The sequence below is a fragment of the Methanomethylovorans sp. genome (assembly GCF_050177135.1).
GTDB lineage: Archaea > Halobacteriota > Methanosarcinia > Methanosarcinales > Methanosarcinaceae > Methanomethylovorans.
The window spans coordinates 1-11,527 of the sequence record NZ_JBFXHJ010000073.1; the positions used below are offsets into that span (position 1 = coordinate 1).

Genomic DNA, 11,527 nt, shown 5'->3' on the forward strand with positions numbered 1-11,527 from the left:
AGCTCATTGAACCATCAAAAGCATAATACATTACATCTTCTATGGAATCCCCATATTCCACACGGATCCCGATATTCTCTTCAATGTATGGTTTGGCATCAATGATCACTGGCCTCCCTTCGATTATGGAAAAGCCACCTATGTTCTTCTCGGCATAAGTATATTGCACAAGTCGGCTGTTTTCCCGTGGCAGCAGAAGCAGTTGCTTGTCGTCATCTTTTGCTGCCTGGGCTTTTTCCAGCACACCCCCTATCTCACCTATATGACCATATTGATCGATCGTACCGGTCAAAGTGATACTATCGTTCAATTGCTCATTATTAATTGCTGAGATCATGATCAATGTCATCAGTGCGCCGGCACTGGGCCCATCTACTGCCGGTACTTCACCAGGTGCAGTTATACTGAATATGGTATCACTGACCATCAGATTTGCACCTGTGATATTCTGTGCCACGAAAACAGCAGTATTGGCTGCATCCTGGAACACTACTCCCATGAGAGGTTTAGTTTCCACCAGTACTCTGCCCTTTCCCGGATCGACCTCAACGGATATGTTCATCATTGATCCTTTTTCGGTTACTATCTGCCTGATGAAAGGTCCATCAATGACCTCTTCAACACTCTGGTACACAGCAGGGGCCTGCAGGCTGGCACTTCCTTCATATCCATCCGCTGAAAGGCCCATGCTGGCTCTAAGCTCGTTCACCTGCTGCCGGTAAAAAACAACTTGAGAAGCATATGACTGGAGAGAAACATTATCCTGACCTATTCGTGCATCCAGTACCTCATTTTCTGCTTCGAGGGAATTGATCCGCTCCTGCAACAGTTGTACCTGCTCATCTTTCACAGGTTGCTGTACTGCCAGCAGGTAGAGATTTGCAGTGAGCGAAATAATCAACAGAAGGATCATTGCCCCTTTTCTCATGTTAATGCATACGGCCTTTAGGGTATATACGTTTTACTTTCACTTGTTTGTGGATGGAGTTCAAAATTTCATATTAGATCTCATCATAATGATAATTTATATTTATAGTATTCTAGATATATTTATATAATGAAACAACAAAGGATAGCTTGTACAGGAGCCATAAGGTGGCGACCGAACAAAAAGAAACATTGGATTGATCGTTGTAATAGTGGTATGATAAAAATCATTTATGAAAAACGAGAGGTGTTATAAATGATAACCAAGACAATTAAGCTAGGAGTATACGGCTGTATAATCGCCGCAGCAGTAGTCTATGCTCAGTTCAACAACAGGTAATGTGAGATCGGGTGGAGGATCACATCACTTTTTTGAACATATATTGTAAGGAATACTATCTTTTTCTACTAATTCTCATCAGCAGGAACATCTTTTTTTATTTTTGTCCTGGGAAATGCTTTGTACATTATGACTGGGAAAGCATCTTAAACTTTTACATCAATATCAGAACGTGAATATGGACCTCAGAGATATCCTGCTTAAAATAAAGAACAATGAAACGGACCTGGATGCTGCTGAATCTCTTATACGCGGCATGGGTTATGTGCCTGTTTCCGATATTGCGAAGATAGATGTCTGTCGCAGCCAGCGCACCGGGGTTATGGAAGCTATCCTTGCAGAAGGCAAGGAACCCGAAGATGTGGTCAGAATAGCGCAAGCCCATGTGGATGCATGTGGCAGGGTGCTTGTAACACGTCTTAATGAAATTAACGTGAAGCTCATCGAAGATGCCTTCAGACCTGAACAGCTGGAATGGGGAAAATACAAAAAGATAGTAGTGGTGCACAATGACACATCTGTACCCAGAACTGGTGGGGTGGTAGCAATAATTTCTGCGGGCACTGCTGATATCACGGTTGCTGAAGAGGCCCGCATAGTGGCTTCGGAAATGGGGTGTGAGACCATTGCTATCTATGATGTGGGAGTCGCAGGTTTTCACAGGCTTGTAGGTGAGATGCTCAAGCTTCAGTCACATAAGCCGGATTCCATAGTGGTGGCTGCTGGCAGGGAAGGCACATTACCTACAGTTGTGTCGGGTCTGGTGGATGTACCCGTGATCGGTGTACCTGTATCCACAGGTTACGGAGCAGGGGCAAAAGGTGAAGCTGCGCTGCTTTCCATGTTGCAGTCATGTTCTGTGCTTGCGGTCGTGAACATCGATGCAGGATTCGTTGCAGGAGCTTTTGCCGCACGTATAGCCAATAATGTTGCCAGAGCTCGTGAAGGCAAAAACGAGGAGAAACAAGCATGAGGTCTATCATCTTTGATGCGTATTCAGGTGCTTCCGGAGATATGATCCTTGGAACCCTTATCTCTCTGGGAGCTGACGGAGAAAAAGTACGAAAGGTACTAGAGTCGGCAGTGGATGTATCAGTAAGGATAGGAAAAGCGAACAAAAACGGTATTTGTGCAGTGGATGTGCATATAGACGTAGACCATGAAGAACATGCACGCCACTATGACGAATTGGTGAAGATTGTGAGGAATGCCGATCTTCCTTCTAAGGTTGAACACAGTGCTCTGGCAGTTTTCGAGCTCATGGCCAAAGCTGAGTCAAAAGTACATGGTAAATCCCTTGAAGAACTGCACTTTCATGAGGTAGGCCAGAACGATGCTTTAGCTGATGTCATAGGTTCCTGTTTTGCGATGCATGAGATCGATGCTGATGGAATATACTGCCTGCCCATTAATGTTGGAGGAGGCAGGGTTAAAGCTGCCCATGGTTCCATGCCTGTGCCGGCTCCTGCCACCCTTGAGATCCTGCAACTCACAGGTCTGTCTTTCTATGGTTCTGGAAACAGGGAACTTCTTACACCTACAGGGGCTGCCATCCTGGGTCATTTCGCCAGACCGGTCGAGAACTATCCGAAGGGCAAGGTTCTCTCCGTAGGGTACGGCGCAGGAGATGCCGATACAGAAGATCCCAATGTGCTGCGCGGTACTCTTATAGATACGGAGGATGACCTATCCAGAGATTCCATCGAGGTGCTGGAAACAAATGTGGATGATGTGACCGGGGAAGTGCTGGGTAACCTGTTCGAAAAATTGCTGTCAATAGGGGCAAAAGATGTTGCTATTGTCCCCGCGACCATGAAAAAAGGTCGCACCGGACATATTATTAAAGTAATTACAAGACCCGAACACAGTGCTGCCATCGCAAGGGAGATCATGAGGGAAACTGGTACTCTGGGAATTCGTGTGATCCCAACCAAACACCGCTATACGGCCGACAGGCGCATGGACAGTGTAAGAGTCGTTATATGGGGAAAAACATACGACATACCTGTGAAAATAGCTGAGGACCACAATGGTGAGATCCTGCATATTTCTGCAGAATATGAAGACTGCAAGCGAGTTGCTAAAGAATTAAATTTACCACTCAAGGATGTCATACGAAAAGTGGAAGAGAAGGCATGGAATATCCATGGGCCCTCTGATATGTTCTGAATACCGAATGATTTTTAATTAAAATTGTTTTTAATTAAAATTAAGATTAAATAATAAAAATTCTATCATACACTTGCAGATCTCGCTGATACAAAAACATCAGGCATCATCATGCAGGTGAATAAGATGCTGACAAGCGCCGAATGTAAACCCTCCCCTCTCAGGGACATAGATATTATAAGAGAACGTCGCAGAATAGAATATAATATGACTCCGGTTTCCTGTAACAGATCCATGGATAGAGTTGAAAGGAACGCTATCCGTCTTAAGCGCTCTCTGCAAGAGAGCGAGAAGATATCTTTTGCAAAGCTCCGCAATGATATTATCAAACCTGGTATCTGCACTATGTGTGGTGCCTGTGCTTCCATATGTGAATCCATTTCTTTAGAGGAGGGGCAGCCAAAGCTAACGGGCAAATGCACGGCATGCGGTGTATGCTACAACCAGTGTCCGAGGACCATTACCACAGAAGAAGGTCTAATAGGCTGTCTCCGACAGGCATATGCTGCAAAGTCCAATCTTAAGGAGATCAGGGGACAGGATGGTGGTGTGGTCACTGCTATGCTTGCATATGGTCTTGAGGAAGGCCTTATCGACTGTGCTATCGTTACTGCAAGCTCCGATGAAGAGCCATGGAAACCCGTACCTATGGTGGCAAGGACATATGAGGACCTATTGCAGTCCTCGGGTAGTATCTACAGCCACAGTATGACCATGGATGCCCTGATGAGCGCGATCCGACAGGGTATGAACAGTATTGCCTTTGTAGGTCCAAGCTGCAACATAGATGCCGTACACAAGATGCAAAGAAGCTCCCGTGGTTTTCTGCACATGTTCATGCGGGCAAGGATACTCAAGCTGGGTCTGTTCTGCATGGACAGTTTTGATTACGGAGGGCTGAAGCAGTTCATCGAAGGAAAGAACATGCGCCTTGGAGATATCGAAGCTATGAAGATCAGGAAAGGACGGTTCGAGGTCACTACGGCAGCAGGAAAGGAAAGCTTTGACCTGCAGGAGCTTGACAATTGCCGCAGCAGTTCATGCAAATACTGTACGGATATGGCTTCTGAGAACACTGATATCTCTTTTGGAGGTGTGGGGACTCCGGATGGCTATACCTCTGTACTTACCCGCTCATCTATGGGATATGAAATATTCAATGAAGCTGCAGACTGTGGTTATATAGACGCAAGGGTGATCGAAGATGGGGAGATGCAAAGGATCCTTAACCTCGCAAAGATGAAGAAGGTCCAGATGTATGCTTTCCATCGCAGGCAACAGGGCTGACCTGTTTTCAGTCAGTCTTGCACCACTCTCTTTTCTATTTATGAAACTTCTGTCAGGTTTTTGCTTTTACTCTTTTTTTAACAAATAACTGGAACCAATTTCTGCAGTAGTGAGCTGCTTCTTTGATTTATAAAAGAAATGACCCACTATGAAGAATGTTGCTATCGGAGACAGAAATGAGGGTATATGATACCCGAAACCATCCATGATCATGAACAGGCCCTATATCAGAAATTATCTGCCTACTTTCTCTCCCATCGTAGACAGCACCTGAGTGTTTATTGTGGCATTGTTCATTCAAATTTCTGTGCTATAGGCATATAAAGTAGAATGCATAATCTTTATAACTCGCATTCGAACTTACTCGCTCAATGTTGTGAGTATCCTTTATTTACGAAGTTCATATTTGTATTTTATTAAAGAGTAACACTGAGAGATATGATTATCGAAATTATCTTAATTATATCTAATTTCAACTAGCACCCACTACATCTCCAATATCCATAACACAAATATACTTCTTTAATAGGTGATACGATGATTTTATAATCGTTGATATATATTATATAAAGCCATGATCGATTACATATTTATTCTGATAGGTCTTGCATTGTTATATCAGGGGGCAAACTGGTTCGTCGAAGGTGCATCATCTCTTGCTAAGCATCTTGGAATATCCTCATTGGTAATCGGATTGACTGTTGTTGCATTTGGAACTTCCATGCCTGAACTCGTCGTTAATGTCTTTGCTTCCATTCAAGGTAACAGTGATGTAGCATTTGGTAATATCGTTGGAAGCAATATAATCAACCTACTGCTAATTCTTGGTGTGACTGGAGTAATAGCTCCTGTAACTGTGCAAAAGCCAACCGTTTGGAAAGAGATACCTTTTGCTTTACTTGCTGTCCTTGTTCTGACAACCATGTCAAACAAAATAATGCTGGCCAATGATTCAGAAAATATCCTTACGAGAGCAGATGGGATAATATTACTTTTTTTCTTTTCAATGTTTCTTTATTATATATTTGAAACTATCAAAAATGATGCAAATGAATCATCTGATCATATTAAGGAACATTCCATCACAAAAATTTCATTTATTCTAATCGTCGGATTTATCTTTTTAGTAATAGGAGGAAAATTGACTGTGGATGGTGCTGTGTCGATTGCAAGGCAAATGGGAATAAGCGAGTTCCTCATATCTTCAACAATCGTTGCTGCAGGAACATCACTCCCAGAGTTAGTTACATCGGTTGCGGCAGCACTCAAAAAGGAGATGGACATCTCTGTCGGAAATATTCTTGGCTCGAATATTTTCAATATATTTTTCATCATGGGAGCTTCTTCAATAATATCTCCTCTAAAGGTGCCAATTGGTATTAACGTAGACTTAATTATTCTAGCAATTGCAACATTGCTGTTCTTTGTCTTCATGTTTACCGGAAAGAAGCATAAATTTGAGAGATGGGAAGCCTTGATTTTCTTGGCAATCTATGTAGGATATACTCTTTTTATCATAAACAGGGGGTAAGTTTGCAAGGTCCTGGATGCTTAAATCCAGACCTTTTCCCTAACATGAGCATTCAAAATAAATGGTTTATAAGCATTATAATTCTTGGGATAAATAGAAGCTATTATTATCAGTCTCATTTGTCTGAAAGGATTGTTATAGAGTGATATGCAGACACTTTTCTTAAAATGCCAATTTAATTAGTTCCTTGAAAGAGAGTTTTCTACTGAGCTAATTTTTTCTGTATGCATTTCTTGTTCGGTATTGTGCTGTTTTGATGGGACAGAATAATATTCCGCGCCATTGCGATATCTTTAAATACAAACATTGTGTTTTACGATTGTTACTTCACAATTGTGAATTAACTTGTTTGCTGAGATGGCGGAACGGCTACGCAATGGACTGCAGATCCATTTCATCCCGGTTCGAATCCGGGTCTCAGCTTTGGTTAAGTCGACCAATGGCAGTCAATTGGATGATAAGTATGGATATACGCACACAGAAAACATTTGAGGCTTTATTCGCCCTTGAGGATATCAGGGAAACACTCAGGCAGCGCCTTCCCAATATCACAGGTCAGGAAGATGAACGTATTATCCGTGAAGGTGTCAGCAAAGTAAGGAAGATATTAGATGATCTTGAAGCCGGTACAGGCACTCCCCATGTCAGGAAAATAGCCGGGACAATTGACATACGGTCCCGTGAGGAAACATACATCAATATCCAGCCGATCCAGGCAGCTGGCAGGCTTACTCCGGAAGCACGCAAGGCATTGATAGCCTACGGGGACGGTTATTCCACCTGTGACTCCTGCCGCAAACCTTTCAGGCTGGACAAGATTAGCAATCCGCCAATTGCTCCTTTCCATGAGCAGCTTGCCAGTTTCCTGAACATGGACGATGCACGTGTAGTGCCGGGTGCAAGGCGCGGTTTCCAGGCTGTTGCATCCACTCTGGTAGGCAAAGGGGATACGGTGATAGTTTCGGCTCTGGCCCACTACACTGAGTTCCTGGCAGTGGAGGAAGCAGGAGGAACAGTAAGAGAAGTTCCTCTTAATGAGCAAAGCCTTGTGACGGCAGATGCTACTGCAGAGAAGATCGAGTCGGTGAAAAGAGAGACCGGCAAACTGCCTGTATTGGTGATGATGGACCACTTCGATTACCAGTACGCTAATGAACACGATGTGAAAGGTATAGCAAAAGTTGCTCATCAGTATGATATTCCTTTCCTGTACAACGGAGCATATACCGTAGGGGTCATGCCGGTTGATGGAAAAGAGATAGGCGCGGATTTCGTGGTAGGTTCGGGCCACAAAAGTATGGCATCACCTGCACCATCCGGCGTGCTGGCAACGACCAGTGAATGGGCACCCAGGATATTCCGTACCACACAGATGGTGGGCGATATCACCCAGCGCAAGTTCGGTGTAAAGGAGGTCGAGATGCTTGGCTGTACGTTGATGGGCTCGACATTGCTGGGCATGATGGCATCTTTTCCTGCCGTAAAGGAAAGGGTGAACCGCTGGGAAGAAGAACTAAAGAAATCAAATTACTTCATCGATGGCTTACTTTCCATCGAAGGCAGCAACGTAGCTTCCGAGTACCCTCGTAAGCATACACTGTCCAAGGTTGATACCACGCACAGCTTTGATACTGTGGCTCAGCATCATAAACGCAGAGGATTTTTCCTTTCGGATGAACTTTCGGGCAGAGGCATAATCGGGGAATTCGCGGGAGCTACCCGTGTATGGAAACTGAACACATACGGACTTTCATGGGAAAAGGTCCGTTATCTTACAGAAACATTCCAGGATATAGCTGAAAAATACGAACTTCAGGTCAAAAGGGGTTAATTATGACAACACAAAATTACAGGTTAGGAACACTTGCACTGCATGCCGGACAGAAACCAGATACGACGACAGGAGCACGTGCTGTACCAATATACCAGACAACATCATACGTATTTAGGGACAGTGATCATGCTGCTAACCTTTTCTCCCTCAAGGAACTTGGCAACATATACACACGTATCATGAATCCAACAACGGATGTGTTAGAACAGCGCATCGCTGCCATCGAAGGCGGCACAGGTGCACTTGCCGTTGCATCCGGCTCAGCGGCTATAACCTATGCTCTGCTAGCTATCACTCAGCCAGGCGATGAGGTAGTATCCGGTAATAATCTTTACGGAGGTACATACGAACTTCTCAACTACACTTTCCCTAAACTGGGAAGGAAAGCTGTCTTTGTGGATTCCAGCGATAATGAAGCCTTTAGGCATGCCATTACAGAAAAAACAAGAGCCATCTACATTGAGTCCGTAGGCAATCCAAAGCTGGATATCCCTGATTTCAGGGCAGTTGCAGACATTGCCCACGAGGCCGGAGTGCCACTTGTTGTGGATAATACAACTGCTGTGGGACTTGTGCGGCCCATTGAGCATGGGGCTGATATCGTTGTACACTCCGCGACAAAGTTCATAGGAGGGCACGGAACTTCCATCGGTGGTTCGATCGTGGATTCCGGCAAATTTGCCTGGAACAATGGCAAATTCCCGGAACTAACGGAACCCGATCCCAGTTATCATGGTCTTAGGTACTGGGACACCTTCTCCAGTTTCCCCGGGCTTGGTAATGTCGCTTTCATATTCAAAGTAAGGCTGCAGCTGCTCAGGGATACAGGTGCTGCCATTTCGCCATTCAATTCTTTCCTGTTGCTGCAGGGGCTTGAGACACTGCACCTGAGGATACAACGACACTCGGAGAATGCATCAAAAGTGGCAGAGTATCTATCGGGTCATCCAAAAGTGTCATGGGTGAACTATCCGGGTTTACCGGACCATCCAAGCCATGAACTTGCATCCAGGTATCTCAAAGGTGGTTATGGTGCACTCATGGGATTTGGTGTAAAGGGTGGTGCAGAAGCTGGAAAAAGTTTCATCGACCAGCTTAAGCTGTTCTCACATCTTGCTAACATTGGTGATTCCAAAAGCCTTGTCATCCATCCGGCTACCACCACCCATCAGCAGCTGACCCCGGAAGAACAGATAGCTACCGGTGTCACACCGGATTATATACGGCTCTCCATAGGTATTGAGGACATTGAAGATATCATCGCAGACCTTGAGCAGGCCCTTGAAAAGGTGTGAGCATGCACAGATCGGTCGGTACAACAAGCACAGAACACCTGACATTTGATGAGCCGCTGGTCCTTGAAAGTGGTGCGTCCCTTGGTCCTGTCACAGTAGCCTATGAAACCTATGGCAGGCTTAACAGAGAGAAGAGCAATGCGATCCTTGTCTGTCATGCGTTTTCCGGGAATGCACATGCTGCCGGGTATCATGCAGGAGAGGACCGGCCAGGATGGTGGGATACGATCATCGGTCCGGGAAAGGCACTGGATACGGATGATTATTATGTTATCTGTTCCAACATCCTCGGAGGTTGCAACGGGACAACAGGCCCGGCATCCATTGACCCGAAAACCGGAGAAAGATATGGTCTTTCTTTTCCTATTATTACCGTTGCTGACATAGTTAACCTGCAGAAACGTCTTATTGATCACTTTGGTATACAACAGCTTCTGGCTGTGGTAGGAGGATCGATGGGTGGTATGCAGGCTTTACAGTGGTCTGTCTCCTATCCGGAAATGGTGCGCAAGGTCGTTGCGATAGCAACAACAGCCAGATCAACTCCTCAGCAGATAGCTTTTAATGAAGTAGGCAGGCAGGCTATCATGGCCGATCCAAAGTGGAACAAAGGGGAATACTCCAACGGTACTATCCCGGAACGTGGTCTGGCACTTGCGCGGATGATAGGGCATATTACCTATCTTTCAGACGATTCGATGCATAACAAATTTGGCCGTAACCTGCAGAACAAAGAGGCAATTGGCTATGATTTCTCCACTGAGTTCCAGGTCCAAAGTTATCTGCACCATCAGGGAGAGTCATTTACCAGGCGTTTCGATGCAAATTCCTATCTGTATATCACTAAAGCCATAGATTATTTTGATCTGAGTGTCAATGGTTCTCTGGCAGCGGGCTTTTCCAAAGCTGGATCCGCATTTCTGGTAATATCAGTATCTTCTGACTGGCTTTATCCGCCATATCAGTCAGAAGAGATCGTAAGTGCATTGACTGCCAATGATATCGAAGTGCAGTACTGTGAAATACGCTCTAACTATGGTCATGATGCCTTTTTGCTGGAGTCCGGCCAGTTGAACTATATGATCAGCCAGTTCCTTGACAGGTTGCTGGTCCGTGATGTGATGACGGAAAGTCCCACTATTAGTGAAAGGTCATCCATGCATAACGCAGCCAGGTCCATGATCGAAAGTGGAGTGAACCATCTGCCTGTGATAGGAAACGACGACCAGCTTGCAGGTATCGTTACCTCCTGGGACATAGCCAAGGCTGTTGCCTGCGGATACCAGGACCTTGATCAGATCATTTCCAGGCAAGTATTTACTGCAACCCCGGAAGAAGCGATCGCTAAAGTTGCCAAACTGATGGAAGAAAAAGCCATTTCAGCTCTTCCTGTAGTTGATGACAAGAAGCAGCTAGTAGGGATTGTTTCAAGCGACAGCCTGAGCACATTGCTGGGACGATGCACACAGCCAAAGAAGCATTAATCAAAAAGAAAGTAAGAGCATGAAAGTCAGATTACCTTCAGGTGCAACAGAAGAGATCGAGATAAGTTCTGCAAGGGTGGATAGCCTGCTGCATCAACTGGGGATCAACCAAAGTTCAGTGATCGTGGTCATGAACGAGCAGATCATTCCCGAAGATACGATCTTATGCAATAAGGACGAACTACAGGTAATACGGGTTGTTTACGGCGGGTGAAGAACACGTTCTATTTTAAAGAGAAAAAAAGGCCATAGATGGTTATGGCCTCTAATTTAACTGCGCTGTGGGCTATTTAAAATCTTCAACGTGTGATGTTCAGAGCCTTCAAGGTTTAATGTGTAATATCTCACATCTTCAATGTACAGCCCCAGTTCTTCAGCCTTATCATAGCACACTTGAGCTTCGTCATATCTGCCAAGTGCTTCAAGAATGACACCTTTGTTATACCAAGATAAAGCATTCAGAGGATCAAGTTCTATACACTTATCATATGCCTGTAGTGCTTCGTCATATCTGCCCAGTCCATAAAGAGCAAAACCCTTGTGAGACCATGCATATAGATAGTTCGGGTCTATCTCTATGGCTTTATCACATGCCTGCAGTGCTTCCTCATATCTTCCCAGTGCATTAAGTGCATATCCTTTTTGATCCCATGCATATAG

The 11,527-nt window shown here is 44.8% G+C and carries 10 protein-coding genes and 1 tRNA gene; 9 read left to right on the forward strand and 2 right to left on the reverse strand.

What is annotated here, in order from left to right; genetic code table 11:
- On the reverse strand, window positions 1-928 hold a 928-nt coding region (locus AB7U21_RS07190; RefSeq protein WP_428387955.1), incomplete at its 3' end, for a S16 family serine protease.
- Between the two features lie 517 nt (window positions 929-1,445).
- Here AB7U21_RS07190 and larB point away from each other — a divergent pair.
- The 9 genes from larB (at window position 1,446) to AB7U21_RS07235 (ending at window position 11,081) form a co-directional block, all read left to right on the forward strand.
- The gene (gene larB, locus AB7U21_RS07195) at window positions 1,446-2,240 is read left to right on the forward strand and encodes a nickel pincer cofactor biosynthesis protein LarB (RefSeq protein ID WP_333788113.1); all 795 of its coding nucleotides are present in this window, start codon (window positions 1,446-1,448) and stop codon (window positions 2,238-2,240) included.
- Complete coding sequence (gene larC / locus AB7U21_RS07200; protein WP_333788112.1) at window positions 2,237-3,436, forward strand: nickel pincer cofactor biosynthesis protein LarC; 1,200 nt, start codon at window positions 2,237-2,239, stop codon at window positions 3,434-3,436. The genes larB and larC overlap by 4 nt, the downstream gene beginning before the upstream one ends.
- Before the next feature lie 111 nt (window positions 3,437-3,547).
- Complete coding sequence (locus AB7U21_RS07205; protein WP_428387958.1) at window positions 3,548-4,723, forward strand: Coenzyme F420 hydrogenase/dehydrogenase, beta subunit C-terminal domain; 1,176 nt, start codon at window positions 3,548-3,550, stop codon at window positions 4,721-4,723.
- A gap of 574 nt (window positions 4,724-5,297) precedes the next feature.
- Entirely contained in the window at window positions 5,298-6,254 is a 957-nt protein-coding gene (locus tag AB7U21_RS07210) for a calcium/sodium antiporter (protein ID WP_333788110.1), read from the forward strand.
- Window positions 6,255-6,605: 351 nt separating this feature from the next.
- A tRNA-Cys gene (locus AB7U21_RS07215) sits at window positions 6,606-6,677 on the forward strand.
- Window positions 6,678-6,717: 40 nt separating this feature from the next.
- Complete coding sequence (gene pscS, locus AB7U21_RS07220) at window positions 6,718-8,085, forward strand: O-phospho-L-seryl-tRNA:Cys-tRNA synthase (RefSeq protein WP_333788109.1); 1,368 nt, start codon at window positions 6,718-6,720, stop codon at window positions 8,083-8,085.
- Window positions 8,086-8,087: 2 nt separating this feature from the next.
- Window positions 8,088-9,383 carry an O-acetylhomoserine aminocarboxypropyltransferase/cysteine synthase family protein gene (locus AB7U21_RS07225; RefSeq protein ID WP_333788108.1) on the forward strand — a complete coding sequence of 432 codons (1,296 nt, stop codon included), beginning with the start codon at window positions 8,088-8,090 and terminating at the stop codon, window positions 9,381-9,383.
- 2 nt (window positions 9,384-9,385) lie between these two features.
- Entirely contained in the window at window positions 9,386-10,867 is a 1,482-nt protein-coding gene (gene metX / locus AB7U21_RS07230) for a homoserine O-acetyltransferase MetX (RefSeq protein WP_333788107.1), read from the forward strand.
- A 19-nt stretch (window positions 10,868-10,886) separates the two neighbouring features.
- The gene (locus AB7U21_RS07235; RefSeq protein WP_333788106.1) at window positions 10,887-11,081 is read left to right on the forward strand and encodes a MoaD/ThiS family protein; all 195 of its coding nucleotides are present in this window, start codon (window positions 10,887-10,889) and stop codon (window positions 11,079-11,081) included.
- Between the two features lie 56 nt (window positions 11,082-11,137).
- Here the strand turns inward: AB7U21_RS07235 and AB7U21_RS07240 are convergent.
- On the reverse strand, window positions 11,138-11,527 hold a 390-nt coding region (locus AB7U21_RS07240; protein WP_428387962.1), incomplete at its 5' end, for a tetratricopeptide repeat protein.

Excerpts from the sequence above, each read along its gene's own strand:
- AB7U21_RS07210 (WP_333788110.1), top strand. The coding sequence starts at position 5,298 with ATGATCGATTACATATTTATTCTGATAGGTCTTGCATTGTTATATCAG.
- AB7U21_RS07225 (WP_333788108.1), top strand. The coding sequence starts at position 8,088 with ATGACAACACAAAATTACAGGTTAGGAACACTTGCACTGCATGCCGGA.
- larB (WP_333788113.1), top strand. The coding sequence starts at position 1,446 with ATGGACCTCAGAGATATCCTGCTTAAAATAAAGAACAATGAAACGGAC.
- metX (WP_333788107.1), top strand. The coding sequence starts at position 9,386 with ATGCACAGATCGGTCGGTACAACAAGCACAGAACACCTGACATTTGAT.
- pscS (WP_333788109.1), top strand. The coding sequence starts at position 6,718 with ATGGATATACGCACACAGAAAACATTTGAGGCTTTATTCGCCCTTGAG.
- larC (WP_333788112.1), top strand. The coding sequence starts at position 2,237 with ATGAGGTCTATCATCTTTGATGCGTATTCAGGTGCTTCCGGAGATATG.
- AB7U21_RS07205 (WP_428387958.1), top strand. The coding sequence starts at position 3,548 with ATGCAGGTGAATAAGATGCTGACAAGCGCCGAATGTAAACCCTCCCCT.
- AB7U21_RS07235 (WP_333788106.1), top strand. The coding sequence starts at position 10,887 with ATGAAAGTCAGATTACCTTCAGGTGCAACAGAAGAGATCGAGATAAGT.